Raw genomic sequence first — 20,720 nt, 5'->3', positions numbered from 1 at the left:
GGGACACGCGGCACACGTCAGGTGCCCGGGACGAACCGCCGCAGCCCCCGGGCCGGCCGGTGCCTCAGCCCGCCACGATCCGCCCGGTGACCTCGCCGAGGCCCACCCGGGTGCCGTCCGGGCCCGGGGCCCATGCGGACAGGGTCACCACATCGCCATCCTCCAGGAACGCCCGCTTGCCGTCGGGGAGTTCGAGGGGGTCGCGGCCGTTCCAGGTCAGTTCCAGCAGGGAGCCGCGCTGGCGCTCCTCGGGCCCGCTGACCGTGCCGGAGCCGTACAGGTCGCCGGTGCGCAGCGAGGCGCCGTTGACCGTCATGTGGGCCAGCTGCTGGGCCGCGGTCCAGTACATGGTGGAGAAGGGGGGTTCGGAGACGACATGGCCGTTGATCGAGACGGACATCCGCAGGTCGTAGCCGCCGGGCTCGATGCCGGGCGCCGAGTCGTCCAGGTAGGGCAGCAGGGGGTGCGTGCGCTCCGGCGGTGCCACGCGCGCGTGTTCCAGCGCCTCCAGCGGGGTGATCCACGCCGACACGGAGGTCGCGAAGGACTTGCCGAGGAACGGGCCGAGCGGGACGTACTCCCAGGCCTGGATGTCCCGCGCGGACCAGTCGTTCAGCAGGCAGAGGCCGAAGACGTGGTCCTCGAAGTCGGCCAGTGCGACCGGCCGGCCCAGCTCGGAGGGCACGCCCACGACGAACCCGACCTCGGCCTCGATGTCCAGCCGGACCGACGGCCCGAAGACGGGTGCCGGGTCGCCGGGACCCTTGCGCTGCCCGGAGGGCCGTACGACGTCCGTGTCCGAGACGACGATGGTGCCGGAGCGGCCGTGGTAGCCGATCGGGAGGTGCTTCCAGTTGGGCGTGAGGGAGTCCTCGGCGTCCGGGCGGAAGATTTGGCCGACGTTCCTGGCGTGGTTCTCCGAGGCGTAGAAGTCGACGTAGTCCGCCACCTCGACGGGCAGGTGCAGGGTGACCTCGGACAGCGGGTGGAACAGCGGCTCGATCGCCTCCTGGTGGACGGGGTCCGTGATCCAGGAGGTGAGGGCGCGCCGTACGTCCGACCAGGTGGTGCGGCCGGCGGCCAGCAGCGGGTTAAGGGTGGGACGGGCGAGCAGGGAGTGGTACGGCGAGCCGAGCGCGGCGGCCGCGGCGCCCGCGTCGAGGACGTGGTCCCCGAGCCGGACACCGACCCTGCGCTCCGTGCTGCCGGAGGGCGAGAACACGCCATAGGGAAGGTTGTGCGGGCCGAAGGGGTCGCCCTCGGGGACGTCGAAGGGGGGCATGTGGTGCTGCCTCACTCTCATCCGCGCCATGCATGGCGATGCGTTCCATGTGGTTGCGCCACACGTTACGGCCGGGTGGCGTGTCTTGGGCAGTGCCGCAGGCCTCCCGGCACGGCGTGGGCATCCGCCCTCGGTACGACGCTCGGCGCATCGCTCGAAAGGTTGCTCGCACAATGTCTAAAGAGTTCGCAATGTCCGAATGACCCTTGTCGGAGCGGGCAATTCCGGCTTAGCGTCCTTTGGGACACGGACGGGGTGGGTCCGTTCCATTGGGGGGACACGTGGGGGGACCCGTGGCCAAGACCGCCGTCGGCATGCCGTTCGAGGTCGACCGTGACGTGCCGGGACTGATCGTCAAGTTCGGCGACTATCCGCTGCACCACGGCGGTGTGGGGGCCATCCGCAGCCTGGGCCGGCTGGGGGTGCCCATGTACGCCGTCACCGAGGACGCGTACACGCCGGCCGCCGCCTCGCGCTATCTGAAGAAGGCGTTCGTCTGGCCGACGACGGGCGCGGAGGACCCCGGCCACCTGGTCGAGGGCCTGCTGCGCATCGGCCGCCGGATCGGCCGCCCGGCGGTGCTGGTCCCGACGGACGAGGAGGCCGCCGTACTGATCGCCGAGCACCAGCACGAGCTGGCCGGCTCCTTCCTCTTCCCGCGCGTGGACCCCGCGCTGCCCCGCCGGCTCGCCAGCAAACAGGGACTGCACGAACTGTGCGTGGAACACGGTGTCGCGAGCCCGCGGACCGCGTTCCCGCGCTCGTACGACGACATCGCCGCCTTCGCCGACACGGCCCGCTTCCCGGTGGTGGCCAAGAACCGCGAGGCGTTCGTCCGGCGCGAACGCCCCGCCGTGTACGGCACCACGCGGATCGCCACCCGCGCGGGCCTGCTCGGCCTCGCCCGCGACTGGGGCGACGACCCCGGCGTGGTCCTCCAGGAGTATCTGCCGCGCGAGGAGGCCGAGGACTGGATCGTGCACGCCTGCTTCGACCGGGACTCCGCCCCGCTCGCGCTGTTCACCGGGGTGAAGGTCCGCTCCTGGCCGCCGCACGCGGGCATGACGGCGACCGCGTACGTCGTCGACAACCCGGAACTCTCCGACCTCGCGGCCCGTTTCATCAAACAGATCGGCTTCAGCGGCATCATCGACCTCGACCTGCGCTTCGACCGGCGCGACGGACAGTACAAGCTCCTCGACTTCAACCCGCGCATGGGCGCCCAGTTCCGGCTCTTCGAGAGCGAGTCGGGGGTGGACGTCGTCCGCGCGATGCACCTGGACCTGACCGGCCGCACCGTTCCGGAGGGGGAACAGCGCGCCGGCCACCGTTACATCGTGGAGAACATCGACCTGCCCGCCCTCCTCGCCTACCGCCGCAGCGGCTATACGACGCCGCACGCACCGGCGAGGGCGAGCGGGACCGAACTGGCCTGGTTCGCGGGTGACGACCCGCTGCCGTTCCTCACGATGCTCGCCCGCTTCGTGCGCCCGGGCGCGAAGCACCTCTATCAGCTGTGGCGGACCAACCGCCGCGGCAGCAGCACCTCCACGAAGTAGGCAAGGCCACCGAGGGGTGGCGCACCGCGTCCTGGGGAGGGACTTCGTGATGCGACCGGTTGCAGTCATCGGGGCAGGGCCGTTCGGCCTGTCCACCGCCGCCCATCTACGGGCGCGCGGCATCCCCGCCCGGATCTTCGGCGACCCCATGGTCAGCTGGCGTGACCACATGCCCGAGGGCATGCTCCTGAAATCGACCCCCGCCGCCTCCAGCTTCCACTGCCCGCAGTCCGGCCACACCCTGGGCGACTACTGCGACGCGGCCGGGATCCGCCGCCTGGTGACCGACGAGGACATCATCCCGGCGGAGACGTTCATCGCCTATGGCGAGTGGTTCCAGCAGCGGCTGGTCCCCGACCTGGAGCGGGTGCGGGTCGTCTCGGTGGACCGGGACAGGAGCGGCGGCTTCGAACTGAAGCTGGACTCGGGGGAGTTGTTCACCGCGCGCGCGGTCGTCGTCGCCACCGGCCTGTCCGGGCTGGCGCATCTGCCCGCGGAACTGGCCGGTGCGGCGGCCGACGGCCCCGCCCCGGCGGGCCCGGTCTCGCACAGCTCCCAGCACCACGACCTCGGCCGCTTCGCCGGCAAGGAGCTGATCGTGATCGGCGCCGGCCAGTCCGCGCTGGAGACGGCGGCGCTCGCCGCCGAGGCGGGCGCACGCGTGCGCGTGGTCGCGCGCGGCCGCGGCCGGGTCGCCTTCGGCGCCCCGCCCTGGGGCCAGCCGAAGCTGCGCCCCGAGTCCCCGTTCGGCCGCGCCTGGTCGCTGTGGGCGCTCAGCTACCACGCGCAGCCCTACCGCCACCTGCCCGAGCCCACCCGCCACTACCTGGTCCGGCGGGTCCTCGGCCCGCTCGGCGCCTGGTGGCTGCGCGAGCGCTTCGAGAGTGCCGTGCAGGTGCAGGAGGTGCAGCGGGTGGTGAGCGCCGAGGCGCCGGACGGCACCCCCGTCCTCACCGTCCGCACCCACGGCGGCCGTACCGAGCGGCTCACCGCCGACCATGTCATCGCCGCGACCGGCTACCGCGTCGACATCGCGGCGATGGACTTCCTCGGCCATGAGCTGCGCACCCGGCTCGCGCTCAGCCGGGGCACGCCCAAGCTCGGTGCCGGCTTCGTCTCCTCCGTACCCGGCCTGTACTTCACCGGCCTGCCGGCGGCGTCGTCGTACGGACCGGTGATGCGCTTCGTGTGCGGTACGGACTTCGCCTCCCCGCGCCTGGCGAAGCACCTGGCCGCGGCCCACGGCTGAGCTCCGGGCCGACGCGGGGCGTCATCAGCGGGAAGACACACACCAGTTGGGGGTGATCAGCACACAAGTGCGCGCTGTGACAGATGAGTCGGCGGGGCGTGGTGTCCGTATTCTCTGATCATGGCACCCTCCCCCGCATATTCACTCATCGCCACCGACCTGGACGGAACCCTGCTGCGCGGTGACGACACCGTCTCCGACCGGTCGCTCGCCGCGCTCGCGCGGGCGGCGCGGGCCGGTGCCCGGCATCTGGTGGTCACGGGCCGCCCGGCCCCGCGGGTACGGCCCCTGCTGGCCGTGCTCGGCTGCACGGGGCTCGCGGTATGCGGGCAGGGCGCGCAGGTCTACGACGCCGGGGCCGGCCGTCTGGTGTGGTCGGTCCGGCTGGACCGGGAGCTGGCCGAGACGGCGCTCGGCAAGATCGAGGCGGAGGTGGGACAGGTCTTCGCCGCCGTCGACCAGGACGGGGTGGACGGGCTCACGCTCATCGAGCCCGGGTACCGGATGCCGCATCCGGCCCTGCCCGCCGTCCGGGTCGGCCGGCGCGACGACCTGTGGTGCGCGCCCATCAGCAAGGTGCTGCTGCGCCACGCCACCCTGTCGGACGACGAACTGGCGGCCACCGCGCGCGCGGTGGTGGGGTCGCTGGCGACGGTCACCATGTCGGGCCCGGGGATGGTGGAGCTCCAGCCGCGCGGGGTGACCAAGGCGACCGGGCTGGCGCTGGCCGCCGAGCGGCTCGGCACCGGCGCCGACCGGGCGCTGGCGTTCGGGGACATGCCCAACGACGTCCCGATGTTCGAGTGGGCCGGGCACGGGGTCGCCATGGCCAACGCGCATCCGGAACTGAAGGCGGTGGCCGACGAGGTCACCCTGTCGAACGAGGACGACGGCATCGCCGTCGTCCTCGAAAGACTCTTCCCTACCGACTGACCGGTTCTTCAGTAGGCACCGGCCGGTCGGGGACCTCAGTACGCGCCGAAGACGTTGTCGATGGACCCGTACCGCGCGGCGGCGTAGTTGCAGGCGGCCGTGATGTTCGCGACCGGGTCGTAGGGGTCGAAGGAGGTGCCGGCCACGTGGTAGGCCTGGAAGGTCGGGTCGATGACCTGGAGCAGGCCCTTGGAGGGGATGCCCGCGGCGGCGTTGGAGTCCCAGAGGTTGATGGCGTTCGGGTTGCCGGAGGACTCCCGCATGACATTGCGGTAGATGCCGTTGTAGGTGCCCGGGATGCCCTTCTGGGCCATGATCGCGAGCGACTCGCGGATCCAGCCGTCGAGGTTGTTCGGGTACCCGGCGAGCGTGGTGGAGGCCGTGGCGGTCGTGCCGGTGGCGGCGGACGCGGTGGTGGCGCCGATGAGCGGCAGGGCGAGGACGGCGACGCCGGTGCCGGCGACGGCGAGCGCGCGGACGAGGCGGTTGGTGCGGGGACGGCGGGGCTGAGCGGCAGCAGACATGGGGGCGTTCCTCTCCGGCGCCTGCGAGGTGAGCTGTCGGGTTCGGGCGGGGAGGTGCCCGGCCGTGCCCTGGAGGAGGCATGGCTTCACCCCTAGCCGGGCCGGTGCGGCGTGTGCCTTCCGGTCCGGCGGCTTACCTGGGTCCCCCGCTCCTGCCGTACGAATGGGTTCGTGGATGGGTATGCGGGCGGCGGCAGGATTCGGCGTCCGCCCGACGGCCCGGAACGTATGCGAGAGCACATGTCGGGAACAAGTACTGGATTCACACAACGCACTATTTGACCTTGGTCTGCGCCATATGGGGTACTTGATCCTTTGCGGTTGCCAATGCTCAACTCGCTTGCAGGGCAAGGAGGAAGCGGGCCTGCGGGGGAGGGGTGCCCGGGAGTGGCCGCGTGACCCAATTCACGGAATAGCAAGTCATTCCAAAACGGACATGAGGGATTCAAGGTACCCATTGGATCTAATGGGTGTAATGGATGTAATGGAGTTGCCCGCGCGGCGCGACAAGGCGCTCGGAGTTCTGTTAAGTCGATAGATGTCCGTTCTTACCATCCGATCGGAACCTTAGTGATCATGATCCGATGTCGACCGGGCTGGACCGGTGGGCGCTATCGGTGATCGAAACAGGACCGGATACGCTGACTCGAGTGATGGCAGCGACCTATCGACAAACCGTGTAATCGCCAGCAGACACCAGCAGACAGGAGACCCCTCGTGACCGTCGTCGGGCCGTTCGGGCTGAGCGTGCGGGACCAGGCTCTGGAAGCCGATGTCCAGGCCGGATTGACGGCTGTCGAGGAAGGCTTGCTCGAGGCCACCAAGAGCGAGGTTCCGTTCATCACGGAGGCCGCACAGCACCTCGTACGGGCCGGCGGGAAGCGGTTCAGGCCACTGCTCGTCATGCTCGCGGCGCAGTTCGGCGACCCCTACGCCCCGGGCGTGGTGCCGTCGGCCGTCGTCGTCGAGCTGACCCATCTGGCCACGCTGTACCACGACGACGTCATGGACGAGGCCGCCGTGCGGCGCGGCGTGGACAGCGCCAACACCCGCTGGGGCAACTCCGTCGCGGTCCTCACCGGCGACTTCCTCTTCGCCCGGGCCTCCCAGATCCTCGCCGACCTGGGCCCCGAGGCGGTCCGGGTCCAGGCCCTCGCGTTCGAACGGCTGGTCACCGGCCAGATCCTGGAGACCGCCGGTCCCTCGGACGGCCGTGACCCGGTCGAGCACTACCTGGACGTGCTCGCCGGCAAGACGGGCTCGCTGGTGGCGGTCTCCTGCCGGTTCGGCGCGATGATGTCCGGCGCCGACGAGACGGTCGTCGACGTCCTCACCCAGTACGGCGAGCGGCTCGGGGTCGCCTTCCAGCTCGCCGACGACGTCCTGGACATCGCCTCCGACTCGCACGAGTCCGGCAAGACCCCGGGCACCGACCTGCGCGAGGGCATCCCGACCCTCCCCGTGCTCCGGCTGCGCGAGCGGGCGGCCCGGCTGGGTCTGCCCGAGGACATCGCGCTGTGCGAGCTGCTCGACTCCGACCTCAGCGACGACGCACGGCACGCCGAGGTGCTGACCGCGCTGCGTGCCCACCCCGCGCTGGAGCAGGCCCGCCGGGACACGGTGCGGTACGCGGAGGAGGCGCGGGCCGCGCTGTCGCCGCTGCGGGAGTGCGACGCCAAGGTGGCGCTGCTGGAGCTGTGCGACGCGGTGGTCCACCGGGCCGGCTGACGCCCGTTCGACGGATGCCCTGCGGGCCCCGTGCGGGCCCCGTGTGGGCCCTGGGCGGGCCCGACCCCTACGGGTTCGAAGCGGTCGCAGCGCCTCCATGTCATACCCCAGGCGTACACGGAGTTGGCTCCGAGGTCTGACGCTTTCTCATGGCCGATTTGGTGAGATGGAAACCACGGAAATCACCACTCCTCACCGATTCGGGTGAGAATGGCGGCTCAGGTGGACCAGCGTGGGGACAGCCGCCGCCGACGACGGAGGTAAGGCACACATGGCACCGTACGAATCCGACGACGCACCGAGCGCTGCGCGGGACGAGGACGCGCGCTCCGGCCGACGCAAGGCCGCCCGGTACGCCGTGCCGGTCGCGGTGGTGGGAGTGGCGGCGGCCACCATCGGGCTGGTCCCGGCGCTCGCCAACTCCGGCGACCCGGACCTGCCCCGGGTCACCGCACAGCAGCTCATCGAGAAGATCGCCAAGTCGGACGTGCAGCAGCTGTCCGGCACCGTGAAGATCAGCACCGACCTCGGCCTGCCGAACCTCGGCGGCCTGGAGAACAGCCTCGCCTCCGGCGCGGGCAAGGGCGACGGCTCCTCCGCCGACCCGCAGGCCAAGCTCACCGAGCTGGTCTCCGGCACGCACACGCTGCGCGTCGCCGCCGACGGCCCCGACCGGCAGAAGCTGTCGCTGCTGGAGACCGGCGCCGAGTACAGCATCATCCACAACGGCCGGGACGTCTGGGGGTACGACAGCCGGAGCAACCAGGTCCACCACAGCACCAAGGCTGCTCCCGGCGCCCGGCACGGGGAGCGCGCGGGCGAGCCGCCGGCCACGCCCAAGGACTTCGCCGACCAGGCCCTGAAGGCGGTGGACGACACCACGTCCGTCACCGTCGACGGCACCGCGCAGGTCGCCGGGCGGGACGCCTACAAGCTGCTGATCAAGCCCAGGCAGTCGGGCACCACGGTCGGCGCGATCAGCATCGCCGTCGACGCGAAGACGGGCCTGCCGCTGAAGTTCACGCTGACCCCGAAGAGCGGCGGCGCCGCCGTCGTCGACGTGGGCTTCACCCGGGTCTCCTTCGCCAAGCCGGCCGCCGCCACCTTCGACTTCACCCCGCCCAAGGGCGCGAAGGTCACCGAGGACAAGCAGGACCACAAGGCCCGCGAGCACGCTCCGGCGGCGGGCCGGGACTTCGCCCGGGGGTTCGATCCGGCCGAGGTGCTGGGCAAGGGCTGGTCGTCCGTGGCCACCTTCGACACCGGTGCCAAGGGCGGCCTGCCCACCGGCGCCAAGGGCGGTGACCTCGGTGGCTTCCTCGGCTCGCTCGGCGATCACGTCTCCGGGAAGTTCGGCAAGGGCACGGTCTTCTCCACCCGCCTGGTCAACGCGCTGATCACCGACAACGGCAAGGTGTACGCCGGAGCGGTGACCAAGGAGGCCCTGGTGAAGGCGGCCAACGAGGGCAAGTAGGCCCTGCCGGGGGGCGGGGCCGGGCCCCGGGGAGGCGGCCTTCGCCTCCCCGGGCGGGCACGGGACGAGGGGGAGCCGATGGGCGAGCCGTCACAGGACCTGCGCGCTTCAGGGGACGCGGACCCACGCGCCGCCGACCCACCTGCCGCCGACCCGCCTGTCGCGGACCCACCTGCCGCCGACCCGCCTGTCGCCGACCCGCCTGTCGCGGACCCGCACGCCGCTGGCCCGCACGCCGTGGCGGACGCCCCGCCGTATGCCATCGCCACCCGCGGCCTCACCAAGCGCTACCGCGGCGGACAGCTCGCCGTCGACGGCCTGGACCTGACCGTCCCGGCGGGCAGCGTCTTCGGCTTCCTCGGCCCGAACGGCTCCGGCAAGACCACCACCATCCGCATGCTGATGGGCCTGATCGAGCCGACCTCCGGCACCGCCCGGGTACTGGGCCGCCCGATGCCCCGGGCGGCCCGTGCCGTGCTGCCCCAGGTGGGCGCGCTCATCGAGGGCCCCGCGCTGTACGGCTTCCTCTCCGGCCGGGACAACCTGCTGCGCTACGACGCCGCCGACCCGACCGCCGACCCCCGCACCCGGTACGCACGCGTCGCCGCTGCGCTGGACCGGGTGGGTCTCACCGCCGCGTCCGGCAAGAAGGCGAGCGCCTACTCGCTCGGCATGAAACAGCGCCTGGGACTGGCCGCCGCCCTGCTCCAGCCGCGCCGGCTGCTCGTCCTGGACGAGCCGACCAACGGCCTCGACCCGCAGGGCATGCGCGAGATCCGCACCCTGGTCAGGGAGTTGGCCGCCGACGGCACCACCGTGTTCCTCTCCTCGCACCTGCTCGACGAGATCGAGCAGGTCTGCACCCACGCGGCGGTCATGACGCAGGGCCGGCTCGTCGTGCAGGGCTCGGTGGCCGAGCTGGCGGCCGGGGCGCGCGGGCGGCTGGCGGTGACCACTCCGGACCCGGCCGAGGCGGCCCGGGTGCTCAAGGAGCTGGGGCTCGCGGATGTCACCACCGACGGCGACCGGGTCACCGGGGAACCACCCGCGCGGGACCTCGCCGAGGTGAACGCGGCCCTGGTCGCGGCCGGCATAAGAGTGCGCGGCTTCACGCTCGAACGGGCCTCGCTGGAGGACGCGTTCGTGGCGCTGACCGGGGAGGGCTTCGATGTCACGGGCTGAGACCCTGCCGGGCGGGGCTGAGAGCCTGCCGGGCGGGGGTGAGAGCCTGCCGGGCGCACCCCCGCCTCCGGCCGCCCGCCGGCCCAGCCCGCTCTGGACTCTCGGCCTGCTCCGCAGCGAGCTGTTCACCACCGTCCGCCGCTGGCGCACGCTCGCGCTGCTCGGGGTGCTGGCCGCGGTGCCGGTGCTGATCGGGATCGCGGTGAGGATCGAGACGCGCGGCGGGGTGGGCGGCGATCACCGGGCGGGCGGCCCGGCGTTCATCACCCAGGTCACCAACAACGGCCTGTTCCTGGTGTTCACGGCGCTGGCCGCGACCCTGCCGTTCTTTCTGCCGATGGCCGTCGGTGTCGTCGCGGGCGACGCGATAGCGGGCGAGGCGGGCGCAGGAACCCTGCGCTATCTGCTGGTCGCCCCGGCCGGCCGGACCCGTCTGCTGCTCACCAAGTACGCGACCGTGCTGGCCTTCTGTCTGCTGGCCACGCTGGTGGTCGCGGTCTCGGCGCTGCTGGTCGGCGCGTTGCTGTTCCCGCTCGGCGAGCTGACGACCATATCGGGCACCCGGATCGGCTTCGCCGAGGGGCTCGGCCGGGCCCTGCTGATCGCCCTGGTCGTCGCCGCCTCACTGGTCGGGGTGGCGGCGCTCGGCCTGTTCGTGTCGACCCTCACCAACAGCGGCATCGCGGCGATGGCGACCACCGTGGGGCTCCTGATCACCGTGCAGATCCTCGACCAGATACACCAGCTCCACGCCGTGCAGCCGTACCTCTTCTCGCACTACTGGCTGTCCTTCGCCGACCTGATACGCGACCCCGTCTACTGGGACGACCTGACGAGGAACCTCGGCCTCCAGGCCCTGTACGCAGCGGTGTTCGGCTCGGCGGCCTGGGCGAGGTTCACGACGAAGGACATCAGCGCGTAGTCGTGGACGCTTCCCCGGCCGTCTCGTGCGGGTAGCGCGCGAAGGGTGCCTCCCGGTCGAAGAACGTCTTCGCGCGGGCCAGCGCCTCGGTGTCCTTCAGCACGTCGCCGGGTGCGGTGCCGTTGCCGAGCAGCACCCCGCCGAAGCGCATGCCCATGTAGGCGGCGGAGTTGTTGAGCGTGCCGAGGTAGGGATCGGCGACGGACGCTTCCTCCGCCGCCAGCGCGGCGATGCCCCAGAGAGTGCGGCCGGCCAGGGTCGCCCGGAAGTCCGCGCCGGGTGTGCGGAGCCAGCCCGACCAGTAGTCCAGGTAGCGCTTGGTGAGGCCGGACACCGAGTACCAGTACAGCGGCGAGGCGATCACGATGTCCGTGGCCGCGAGGGTGGCGTCCAGCAGCAGGGCCTCCGCGCTGTCGGACGGCGGCTGTGCGTGGTCGCTGCCGTGCCGCAGGTCCGCGAAGTCGGGCAGCGGAAGCTCGGCGAGCCGTATCCACTGCTGCTCGACATCCGCCGGCAGCTGTTCGGCGGCCGCGCGGGCCAGCAGCTCGGTGTTGCCCTCGGCACGGGCACTGCCCAGCACGAACAGGAAACGGCGTGTGGTCATGACTACCCCCAGGGGTCACCGGCGGACGGGCACTGCGCAACATAATGCACCTGCATTATATGCACACGCAAGAGAATCCCGCTCAGGTCGATGACCCGTCACCGGAACCACTGCCGAGCAGCAACGCCATGACACCGACCAGCGTCGCGCTGCTGACGATCTCCCGGCGGGCGATCATCCCGGGCACCCGGGAAAGAGGGATCCACTCCATCCGGTCGGACTCGTTGCGCTCGGTCGGGGCACCGATCCGCCGGGCGTCGTCCGCGCGGAACACGAAATGCCGGGCATCGGTGATACCGGCGGCGGGCTCCGCGTACACCAGCTCCCGCAGCGACCCCGGCCGCCAGCCCGTCTCCTCCTCCAGCTCCCGCGCGGCCGCCCGCACCGGCTCCTCACCGTCCTCGACCAGCCCCATCGGCAACTCCCACGCCCAGGTGTCCGTGACGAACCGGTGCCGCCACAGCATCAGGACCCGCCGCTGCCCGTCGACGGCGGCCGTCACCGCGACATCCCGCAACCGCACCACGTGGTAGTCGACCCGGGCGCCGTCGGGCTGCTCGACGTCGAGCGACCGCAGACGCACCCAGGGCGTGTCGTAGACCGCCCGCTCCCCGTGAACCGTCCACCGCATCACAAACCCCTCCTCGCGCCAACGCAGTTGCCACCCGCTCCCGAGATCACGGCGAGCGGCATGACCACCATGAACAGGAACCCTCGTGCATGCGAGGCGGCCCGGCATCTGGGACGAGGCTGTGACGTCGCGGTGACGCGTGAGCCGAACCGAGGGGACAGACTGGTGAGTACGACACGAGGGGTACGACCGGATCGCACGGCGGGGGAGAGAGGCACACCGATGGCCCGACTCAGCTTCGAGAAGAAGCGGGCACCACAGCCCGTGGCGCACCCGGCGGCGGTGGCCGTCCGGGTGTTCGGCGCGGGCGACGCGTCGGTGGGCGGAACATCGGTCATGGCGGCCCCCGGGGAGGACATCCAGCAGGCCGTCCTGAACCACCTCCAGCGCCTGGCCATCAGCCTGGGCGCCCCCATACACGCCACCATCCAGGACGACGTCGCCGGCTGCGTGGTTCCCCTGGAGGTCTCGGCGGACGGATCCAGCAGGGTGGCGGGCGAGCCGACACGGGTGGCTCCGCCGGTACGGCCGCAGGAGCCCGCGGAAGAGTCCGCCCCCGCCCCGGCACCGGCCGCCCCCGCCCCGGTGAAGCCCGCCCCGGCACCGGCCGTCCCCGAAGCGGAATCCGTCCTCCCCGACTACACGACCACCCACACCCCTCCCCGCGGATTCGACGCCGTCGCCGAGGAGATGCTGGGCGACGGCCCGCTGACCGAGACCGCGGAGGGCGCCGAGCTGCTGGGCGAGCCGATCGCGCGGATCAACGAGGCCGTACGGGAAGGGCGTATCGAGCTGGCGGTGGATCTCGTGGACCGTACCGTCGAAGAGGCGACGGCGGCGCTGGGCCCGCACCACGCCGAGGTGCTGCACCTGCGCGAACTCACCGCCTACATCGCCTACCTGGCGGGCGACCCGGTCCGCGCCTTCCGCCTCTCCCTCGACCTCGCCCGCCAGCGCCGGCAGACGCGGGACGCGGAGGCGGCCTACGGCAATGTGCAGAGCGCGGCGATGGCGTGGCGTGCGGTACGCGACCCCGAGGTGGGGCTGCGGCTCGGCCACGACCTCATCGACCTCTGGACGCACCTCGCCGCGGAGCCCGGCCCCGCCGCCGAAGACCCCCACCCCCTGGACTCGGCCCGCGCCCGCATGCTCCGCCTGACGGACAGGGCGGCCCGGCTGGCAAAGCCGTAACCGGCGCCCGCTGCCTAGGACGTCATCCAGTGGTCTCGTCCGAAGGCCTGGCGTTACGCCGCTCCTCGGGGACCAGCTTCTCGTACAGGGCGAGCACCCGCTCCTTTCCTTCCCGAAGTTCAAATCTAATGCCTTGGTCTCCGGGGTATGGGTTTCGGTGGTCGAATCCGCCACGGTAGATGGTGCGGGGAACCCCGTCAGGGAATGCGTCGCAGTAAGGGATCCACTGATCCAGCGAGGACCTGCCAGCGGGATTTCTGCGCTGCTTCACTTTGGTGCAGGCATCACAAATGTTGGGGAGTCGGCGCATCCGTCATCTCCTCCTAATTGGCTTTGAGGTGCTTGTCTATGATTTTGCCGATTTCCGAGGCGAATGGCCGGGGGGTGGGGGCGAGTCTGTGCTCGGTGAACGCCTCTGCCATCATCTCGTGCGGCGTGGTGGAGCCATAGTCGGAGAGTAGCTGACTGAGTGCCTCGCCTGTCGGGGCGTCATGGTCCTTCAAAGAATCATACGAGCGCCCGATGTGCCGGGAGACGGCATCGTTCAACTCCAGACGGGCGGACGGCGAGTCGAAAATCTGCTGCGCGCAATGGTGGCCGAATTCATGATAGAACACGCCTTTGGGGGAGCCCCCGCCGGGCACAGTAAATCCGCTGGCTTCCTCTTCGGCTCCTCTGAGTGCGGCCTCTTCCGCGTCGGAGAACGCTTCGGCGTTGACGTAGATGCCGGAATCCGGCGTCCCGGAATATGGTAGTGCGTATGCCAGGACGCTCGGGTCTATGGGTTGCTCGGTCCGCACTTGGTTCATGCCATCGAATACCGTCGGGTAATCGGCAGACAGTTCCTTCATTGCTTCATTGAATTGTGTGGCGCATTCTGGTGATACTGGATCGGTCATGTAGTCCAGTGCTACGTTGTGCGGCTTTGTGATTTCCCGGCCGTCCTTTTGAGCTGTTTCCAGCCGTTGGGTGGGGTCTTCGGGAGCCACTGGGGCCTCGGTCTTCTCCGGAGCGAGCTGTGCAGGCGCTTCCGTGGCGTGAGAGTCGCGAGCCTCGGCAGACTTCGATTCACCGCGAGGAGTGTCCGCTACCTCGCCGAATCCTGCCGTTTCGGCAAGTCCTTCAGTCGGCTCTGGCGCTTCCTCGGCGGATTGCAGTGGTTCGGCCGGCTCCGGCACTGTCTCTGCGTATCCGGTCGTGTCGGGTGGCTCTGCTGCCTCCTCGGCCTCCGATGCCTGAAGCGGCTCGGGTGCCTCCTCGGAGTCAGCGTCTGCCTCGTGAGGCTCGGGTGCCTCGGCAGAATCCGTCAGCTCGCCGGGCTCCGGGGCTTCGGCAAGTCCTTCAGTCGGCTCCGGCGTTTCCTGGGTGGATTCCGGTTCCGGCGCTTCAGGGAACCCGGGTTCCGGAGCCTTCTCCGGCTCCGCTTCCGGCGCCTCTCCGGACGCGGGCTCCGGCGCTTCCCGCGCCTCTATCGGCTCCGGTGCCTCCGGCTCGGGCGCCTCCGGCGGCTGCGGTGTTTCCGCAGGCTCAGGCTCAGGGGCTTCCGTGGGGTCCGGCGCTTCTGCCGGCGCTGGTGCTTCCACTGGCTCCGGTGCCTCTATCGGCTCCGGCCCCTCCGTCGGTTCTGCCTCCTTCTCCGGCTCGGGCTCAGGCGCCTCCGCTGGCTCTGGGGCTTCCGTCGGTTCCCGCGCCGCCTGTGCGTCGCTCGGCTCGGGGGCCTCCGATGCCTCCATCGGCTCCGGTGCCTCTGTCGGTTCAGGGGCCTCCGGCTCCGGTCGGCGCTCCGGCCGGCGGTCGGTCACGCGCCGTCCTCGGGGGGCTGGTGGGTGCGGAAGAGGCGGACCCAGGGCAGGGTCTTGCGTTGCCAGGCCTCGCGGGCGACATGGGTGAAGACACAGGCCTGGTAGTCGGCGGCCGCCGTGGGCTCGCTGGTCGCGGCGGGGAGGGGGACCCGGTCCGCGATGTCGCCGATCCAGGTGGCCGTCGACTGCCACCAGACCGCCTGTTCCTGCTTGGACTTGGGATACGAGGTGACGCGCTGCCGCAGTTCCTTGCCGTCTTCCGGCCAGACCGCCGTCGCCGCCCGGGAGCGGAAGAGGCAGCGGTGCCGGCAGCCCTCGCACTCCGGGAAGGGGGCGAGGGCGTCCTCGATCGACGGGTGGGCCGCGGCGATCGAGCGGAACCGGGCGGAGAGTTCGGCGGGAGTGGCCAGGGGCGCCCGGGGGACACCCGCCTCGCGGGCCGCTGCCGCGCGCACGTCCGGGACCGCGACCAGGGCCGGGCGGTCCAGCCGGTCGTGGTGGACGAAGGCCTGGAACGGCTCCAGGGTGGCCGCGTACCGCTCCTGGTCGGCGGAGAACCGCATGGTGCCGCCGATGAGTTCACGGTCGGCCGCGGCCGGCAGGCGGTGCATCACCTTCAGGTTGGTGTTCTTGTACGCGTCCTCCACCAGCTTGCCCGGCACCTGCTCGACGATCACGATGCTCTCGCCGTACTTCCGGTTCTCCGCCAGGGTGTTGGCGAAGGCCTGGGCGGCGCGGGCCTGGGCGTTGCCCTCCTTGCTGTCACCGGACTGGCCAGCGGGGCGGCCGAGCAGACGGTGCGCCTCCTCGATCACCGTGACATGGGCGAGGGAGCCGCCGGCCCGGTTGGCCTTGTAGTGCTCGGTCATCGACTGGAGGATCAGCGCGGTGATCAGCGACTGCTCCTTCTCGTTGTCACCGACCGCCGCCAGCTCCACCACCACCGGACGGTTCAGCAGCTCGGTCACCGGGTACGACCGGGCCACGTCCAGCGTGCTCCCGCAGGCGCCCTCGGCCAGCGCCTCGGCCCGCAGCCGCGACGCCGCGATGATGTTGTCCCGGACCTCGCCGGAGTAGTCGAGCGCCTCGCACTGCCGGCGCATCTCGGCGATGAAGTCCCGCAGCGTGGGCCACTCATGGGAGGAGTCCGCGATGTCCGTCGGGACGATGCCCTTGCGGGCGTACGTGGCCCGCAGCGCGCGGTTGTAGATGTTCGGCAGCGGGTCCCACAGGCCGAACGCCGCATCGAAGCAGGCCATGAGCCCGGCGATATGGGTGCTGATGCGGACGCCGGCCGGCACCTCGAAGGGGTTCAGCCGGAACGGCGCCGTGGTCTCGTCGCCGACCGTCAGGACCAGCAGGTCCTCGAAGCCGGGGCGGGTGGCCAGCCAGCGGTAGTCGTCCAGGTCGGAGTTGACCGGTTCGAGGACGAGGAAGGGCACCGCGTGGTCGCGCCAGAGCTGTTCGCAGAAGGCCAGGGTGGTGTTGGTCTTGCCCGAGCCGGTGGTGCCGACGAAGAGGGCGTGCCGGGTCAGGTCGCCCAGGGCGATGCCCAGTGGGCCGGCCGGGGTGTCGTTGACGAGCTGGCGGCCAAGGGTGAGCGACGGGCCCGACGCCTGGTACACCGTCTCACCGGCCAGGCCCGGCCGCCGTACCGGGAAGCCGGCCATATGGCCGTTCACGGCGAGCGGGAGCCGGAAGGCGGCGCTGGCCTCCCGGGCGTCGACCAGGTCGGCGAGCAGCCGCAGCGGAGGGGAGAGCGGCTCGGGCAGCCGCCAGGCGTGGTCGCCGCCCCAGCGGGCCTGTTCCAGGGTGGTCAGGGCGTGCCAGGCGGCCGGCAGCTCCGCGGGGGTGGGGCGGATCACGGTGTGCGCGGGGCCGGTGAACGTCTCGGTGAGCACCCCCTGCTCACGGGCCAGCTCCTGCGGTGAGATCGTCGCGCCGGCCAGTTCCGCCAGCGACTCGGGCAGCGGGGCGGGGGAGGCCAGGGCGATACGGGTGCGGAAGGCGCGGTCGGTGTAGCGGCGCGCGGCGTCCGCGTAGATCCGGGAGGCGTCGACGGCGAAGGCGTCCGCGGCGAGCTGGGCGCCCGGCGACCACAGGCCGTCCGGCAGCTGGCCGGGGGTGCCGAGCCGGCCGTACTGGGTGGCGATCCGGTGCAGCAGCGGACCCAGGTCGTCCGGTACGACGTACGGCTCCAGGCCGATGGTCAGCAGCACCGGGTGCGGGTGCTCGGCCAGCGCCCGCCACAGCGCGTCCCACGGCGGCGCGGACGCGGTGAAGGGCTGCGGCGAGAGGTAGTAGCGGACGCCCGCGTCGGGGCGGTTGGGCAGGCCCGTGCGGTACCGCTTGCGGATCTCGGCCAGGCCCGAGTACGGCTCCGGGGTGAACGGCGTCAGCAGACGCGCCACCTCGGCCGGGTCCTCGACCGGGCTGGCGCTCACATGGCGCGGCAGCGTGGCCAGCCGGCCGCGCAGGGCGAGCGCGGCGGCCTCCGCCGCGGCCGGGGTGGGCGCCTGGACCCGGCCGAGCAGCGCGCAGGAGATCCGGTGCTCCGCCGGGTCGGTGAGATAGCGCAGTTCGAGCCGCTCGCCGTGGCTGGTGTTCCACTGCCCGCTCAGCCAGGCGGTCTCGGCCGCGACCGCCTTGATGCGGCGTTCCGTCTCCGTCAGCGCCGCGTACTCCGCCGTCTCGGTGAGGTCGGCGGCCGCGTCGATGCGCACCGCGACCCAGGCCCAGGTGGTCGGGCCCGCGGAGACGGTCAGCACGCCGGGCCCCGGCGGCACACCCGGTGCCGACCCGGTGGCCGCCCAGTCGGCGGTGCCTCCCGCCGGTGCGTTGACCATCGCCCCGTCCCCCGATTTCCGTGATCGCTGCTGCGTTGTCGCCCTGATTCCGGGGCAGTTGGCCCCTGCGGCCAGGCGATTGATCACGATAGTGCATGGGTCCGACAGGCCGACCGGGCTGTGGAAAAGCAGCCGACCGGGCTGTGGAAAAGAGGGGAGACCGGGCTGTGGGCCACCCCGGGAGCAGCCCTGGCTAGGCGTCCACCGGTGCCGCGTCCGCCCGGGGCGCGGCGGGGACGGCGAGCGGGGGCGCCGGGCGGCGCGCGGCGCGCCACGCGTCGCCGGTCAGCAGGAGCAGCGCCGCCCAGACCAGGGCGAACCCCGCCCACCGCACGGGGGGCATGTCCTCGTGGAAGTACAGGACGCCCAGCGCGAACTGGAAGACGGGCGCCAGGTACTGGAGCAGTCCGAGGGTGGACAGTGGCACCCGGATCGCGGCCGCGCCGAAGCAGACCAGGGGGAGCGCGGTGACCAGGCCGCTGGAGGCGAGCAGGGCCGCGTGGCCGGGGCTGCCGTTCAGGAAGCTGGAGTCGCCGTGCGCGCCGAGCCAGACCAGGTAGCCGAGCGCGGGGAGGAACTGGATCGCGGTCTCGGCGGCCAGCGACTCGACCCCGCCGAGTCCGACCCGCTTCTTCACCAGCCCGTAGGTGGCGAAGGAGAAGGCGAGGCAGAGGGAGATCCACGGCGGGCGGCCGTAGCCGATGGTGAGGATGACGACGGCGGCGAGGCCTGTCCCGACCGCCGCCCACTGTATGGGCCGCAGCCGCTCCTTCAGCAGCAGGACGCCCATCGCGATGGTGACCAGCGGGTTGGTGAAGTAGCCGAGGGAGGTCTCGACCACATGGCCGGCGTTCACGGCCCAGATGTAGACGCCCCAGTTGACGGAGATGACGGTGGCGGCCACCGCGACCAGTGCGAGCCGGCGCGGCTGGCGCAGCAGCTCACCGGCCCAGGCCCAGCGCCGTACGAAGAGCAGGGCCGCGGCGACGAAGAGCAGGGACCACACCATGCGGTGGGCGAGGATCTCCAGCGCGCCCGCGGGCTTCAGCAGGGGCCAGAACAGGGGGACCAGCCCCCACATCCCATAGGCGGCGAAGCCGTTCAGCAGACCTGTACGGTGCTCGCTCTTCGACTTCCCGGCCACAGGGCCCCCTCTCGCGTCCTCGCGTGCCCCGTCGTCGGCACGCGGGAACGACGGTAGCGCCGAGCACCCCCCGCTGTCATGCCCGTATCGGCATACGGTCATGACAGCCGGGGGGTGCCGGGAAGGGGTCAGGCCTTGAGCGCGGCGGCGATCGACTCGGCGATCGGGGTGGCCGGCCGGCCGATCAGACGGGCGAGGTCGCCGCTGGTGACGACCAGCTCGCCCTTCTCGATGGAGGCGTCGGTGTCGGCCAGGGCCACGGCCAGCGGCTCGGGCAGCCCGGCGCCGGTGAGGATGCCGGTGAGGGCCTCGACGGAGACCGGGGTGTAGACGATCTCCCGGCCGGTCTGCCGGCTCAGCTCGGCCGCGTACTCGGCGAAGCTCCACGACTCGTCGCCGCCCAGCTCGTACGTCGCGTTCTCGTGCCCCTCGCCGGCCAGTACGGCGACGGCGGCGGCCGCGTAGTCGGCGCGGGAGGCCGAGGAGACACGGCCGTCACCGGCGGCCTGGACGACCGCGTCGTGCGCCAGCACGGGGGCCAGGTTCTCGGTGTAGTTCTCGTGGTACCAGCCGTTGCGCAGCAGGACGTACGGCAGCCCGGAGGCGAGGATCGCCCGTTCGGTGCCGCGGTGCGCGTCGGCGAGTGCGCTCGTCAGGGTGCCCGGTGTGCTGGTGTAGGCGAGGAGCGCGACCCCGGCCGCCTTGGCGGCGTCGATGACGACCTGGTGCTGGGCCACCCGGTCCTTGTCGATCTCGCTGCCGGAGATGAGCAGCACCCGGTCGCCGGCGGCGAACACGCCGGCGAAGGTCTCGGGGCGGTCGTAGTCCGCGACGGCCAGCCGCACTCCGCGCGCGGCGAGCGCCGCGCCCTTCGCCTCGTCGCGTACGACGGCGGTGATCCGGTCGGCCGGGACGCGCTCCAGCAGGCCCTCGATGACGTGCTTGCCGAGCTGTCCGGTGGCTCCGGTGACGACGATGCTCATGGTGCTGACTCCTTGCGGGGGTGGTGGCCTGTCGGCCCGTGCCGATGCACTCACCCTACGAGGGGCGCTAACCATTTGAAAGTACCCACTTTGAAGTAAGGTACTGGCGTGGCAGTAAGTATGCGAAAGAGCATCGAAATGGACGACGTGCTCGGCGCCCGCAGCGCCTACGACGAAGCCCGGGAGCAGCAGCGCTCCCGGGCTTCGTGACAGCGAACGGCAGGGTCAGCCGACGACCGTCCAGGTGTCGCCGCCTGCCAGGAGTGCGGCGAGGTCGCCCTTGCCGTGTTGTTCGACGGCGGTGTCGAGTTGGTCGGCCATGGCGGTGTCGTAGACGGTGCGGTCGACGGAGCGGAAGACGCCGATGGGGGTGTGGTGGAGGGTGTCGGGGTCGGCGAGGCGGGAGAGGGCGAAAGCGGTGGTCGGGGACGCGGCGTGGGCGTCGTGGACCAGGATGTCGGCCTCGTTCTCCGGGGTCACGGTGACCACCTCCAGGTCTCCGGTGGCCCGGTTGCGTACGACGCCTCTGGTGCCGTCGGCGCCGAAGCGGATGGGCTGCCCGTGTTCGAGACGGATGAGGGCTTCTTCGGCCTGTTGTTTGTCCTTGAGGGCGTCGAAGGCGCCGTCGTTGAAGATGTTGCAGTTCTGGTAGATCTCGATGAGGGC

At 71.5% G+C, this 20,720-nt stretch carries 16 protein-coding genes, 1 pseudogene and 1 riboswitch; of the genes and pseudogenes, 8 read left to right on the top strand and 9 right to left on the bottom strand.

Annotated features, from left to right (window positions below; all coding sequences use genetic code 11):
• Positions 1 to 64: 64 nt before the first annotated feature.
• Positions 65 to 1,282 (bottom strand): fumarylacetoacetase, encoded by a 1,218-nt coding sequence (gene fahA, locus ACZ5CZ_RS12775; protein ID WP_385841829.1) that lies wholly within the window; start codon positions 1,280 to 1,282, stop codon positions 65 to 67.
• Positions 1,283 to 1,596: 314 nt separating this feature from the next.
• Here fahA and ACZ5CZ_RS12770 point away from each other — a divergent pair, with 314 nt between their 5' ends.
• The 3 genes from ACZ5CZ_RS12770 to ACZ5CZ_RS12760 all read left to right on the top strand — a co-directional run bounded on the left by ACZ5CZ_RS12770 (position 1,597) and on the right by ACZ5CZ_RS12760 (position 5,023).
• Complete coding sequence (locus tag ACZ5CZ_RS12770; RefSeq protein ID WP_385842199.1) at positions 1,597 to 2,841, top strand: carboxylate--amine ligase; 1,245 nt, start codon at positions 1,597 to 1,599, stop codon at positions 2,839 to 2,841.
• A 46-nt stretch (positions 2,842 to 2,887) separates the two neighbouring features.
• On the top strand, positions 2,888 to 4,090 hold the full coding sequence (locus tag ACZ5CZ_RS12765) for an FAD-dependent oxidoreductase (RefSeq protein WP_468942141.1): 1,203 nt from the start codon (positions 2,888 to 2,890) through the stop codon (positions 4,088 to 4,090).
• A 120-nt stretch (positions 4,091 to 4,210) separates the two neighbouring features.
• The gene (locus ACZ5CZ_RS12760) at positions 4,211 to 5,023 is read left to right on the top strand and encodes an HAD family hydrolase (RefSeq protein ID WP_468942138.1); all 813 of its coding nucleotides are present in this window, start codon (positions 4,211 to 4,213) and stop codon (positions 5,021 to 5,023) included.
• A 35-nt stretch (positions 5,024 to 5,058) separates the two neighbouring features.
• On the opposite strand, the gene ACZ5CZ_RS12755 is transcribed toward ACZ5CZ_RS12760, so the two are convergent.
• Positions 5,059 to 5,547: a transglycosylase SLT domain-containing protein gene (locus tag ACZ5CZ_RS12755; RefSeq protein WP_385841826.1), complete on the bottom strand. Its 489-nt coding sequence runs from the start codon at positions 5,545 to 5,547 to the stop codon at positions 5,059 to 5,061.
• A gap of 5 nt (positions 5,548 to 5,552) precedes the next feature.
• Positions 5,553 to 5,732: riboswitch (cyclic di-AMP (ydaO/yuaA leader) on the bottom strand.
• A gap of 532 nt (positions 5,733 to 6,264) precedes the next feature.
• Here ACZ5CZ_RS12755 and ACZ5CZ_RS12750 point away from each other — a divergent pair.
• The 4 genes from ACZ5CZ_RS12750 (at position 6,265) to ACZ5CZ_RS12735 (ending at position 10,853) form a co-directional block, all read left to right on the top strand.
• Complete coding sequence (locus ACZ5CZ_RS12750) at positions 6,265 to 7,275, top strand: polyprenyl synthetase family protein (protein ID WP_468942134.1); 1,011 nt, start codon at positions 6,265 to 6,267, stop codon at positions 7,273 to 7,275.
• Positions 7,276 to 7,546: 271 nt separating this feature from the next.
• Positions 7,547 to 8,749, top strand: coding sequence for a LolA family protein (locus ACZ5CZ_RS12745; protein WP_468942131.1), 1,203 nt, complete (start codon positions 7,547 to 7,549; stop codon positions 8,747 to 8,749).
• A 78-nt stretch (positions 8,750 to 8,827) separates the two neighbouring features.
• A complete protein-coding gene (locus tag ACZ5CZ_RS12740; RefSeq protein ID WP_468942128.1) occupies positions 8,828 to 9,931 on the top strand; it encodes an ABC transporter ATP-binding protein in 1,104 nt (367 codons plus the stop codon).
• Positions 9,918 to 10,853, top strand: coding sequence for an ABC transporter permease (locus ACZ5CZ_RS12735; protein ID WP_468942126.1), 936 nt, complete (start codon positions 9,918 to 9,920; stop codon positions 10,851 to 10,853). The genes ACZ5CZ_RS12740 and ACZ5CZ_RS12735 overlap by 14 nt, the downstream gene beginning before the upstream one ends.
• Here the strand turns inward: ACZ5CZ_RS12735 and ACZ5CZ_RS12730 are convergent.
• Both ACZ5CZ_RS12730 and ACZ5CZ_RS12725 read right to left on the bottom strand, forming a co-directional pair.
• Positions 10,843 to 11,457, bottom strand: coding sequence for a flavodoxin family protein (locus ACZ5CZ_RS12730; protein WP_468942124.1), 615 nt, complete (start codon positions 11,455 to 11,457; stop codon positions 10,843 to 10,845). The two genes, ACZ5CZ_RS12735 and ACZ5CZ_RS12730, sit on opposite strands and share 11 nt — an antisense overlap.
• An 82-nt stretch (positions 11,458 to 11,539) precedes the next feature.
• Positions 11,540 to 12,088 (bottom strand): NUDIX hydrolase, encoded by a 549-nt coding sequence (locus ACZ5CZ_RS12725; protein ID WP_468942122.1) that lies wholly within the window; start codon positions 12,086 to 12,088, stop codon positions 11,540 to 11,542.
• 222 nt (positions 12,089 to 12,310) lie between these two features.
• On the opposite strand from ACZ5CZ_RS12725, the gene ACZ5CZ_RS12720 reads away from it, so the two are divergent.
• Positions 12,311 to 13,279 carry a tetratricopeptide repeat protein gene (locus tag ACZ5CZ_RS12720; protein WP_468942119.1) on the top strand — a complete coding sequence of 323 codons (969 nt, stop codon included), beginning with the start codon at positions 12,311 to 12,313 and terminating at the stop codon, positions 13,277 to 13,279.
• A 323-nt stretch (positions 13,280 to 13,602) separates the two neighbouring features.
• Here the strand turns inward: ACZ5CZ_RS12720 and ACZ5CZ_RS12715 are convergent, their stop codons facing one another.
• The 5 genes and pseudogenes from ACZ5CZ_RS12715 to ACZ5CZ_RS12695 form a co-directional block, all read right to left on the bottom strand.
• A complete protein-coding gene (locus ACZ5CZ_RS12715) occupies positions 13,603 to 14,862 on the bottom strand; it encodes a hypothetical protein (RefSeq protein ID WP_468942117.1) in 1,260 nt (419 codons plus the stop codon).
• Between the two features lie 215 nt (positions 14,863 to 15,077).
• Positions 15,078 to 17,927 carry a hypothetical protein gene (locus ACZ5CZ_RS12710; RefSeq protein WP_468942114.1) on the bottom strand — a complete coding sequence of 950 codons (2,850 nt, stop codon included), beginning with the start codon at positions 17,925 to 17,927 and terminating at the stop codon, positions 15,078 to 15,080.
• Between the two features lie 193 nt (positions 17,928 to 18,120).
• A complete protein-coding gene (gene rarD, locus ACZ5CZ_RS12705; protein ID WP_468942112.1) occupies positions 18,121 to 19,071 on the bottom strand; it encodes an EamA family transporter RarD in 951 nt (316 codons plus the stop codon).
• A gap of 128 nt (positions 19,072 to 19,199) precedes the next feature.
• On the bottom strand, positions 19,200 to 20,054 hold the full coding sequence (locus ACZ5CZ_RS12700; RefSeq protein ID WP_468942109.1) for an SDR family oxidoreductase: 855 nt from the start codon (positions 20,052 to 20,054) through the stop codon (positions 19,200 to 19,202).
• 225 nt (positions 20,055 to 20,279) lie between these two features.
• Positions 20,280 to 20,720 (bottom strand): annotated as a pseudogene (locus tag ACZ5CZ_RS12695) (2-oxoacid:ferredoxin oxidoreductase subunit beta); the annotation flags it as partial.

It is taken from the genome of Streptomyces sp. NPDC031418 (assembly GCF_055581605.1).
The sequence above is the reverse complement of the archived record's forward strand: the minus strand, read 5'-3'. Positions and strand labels throughout refer to the sequence as shown.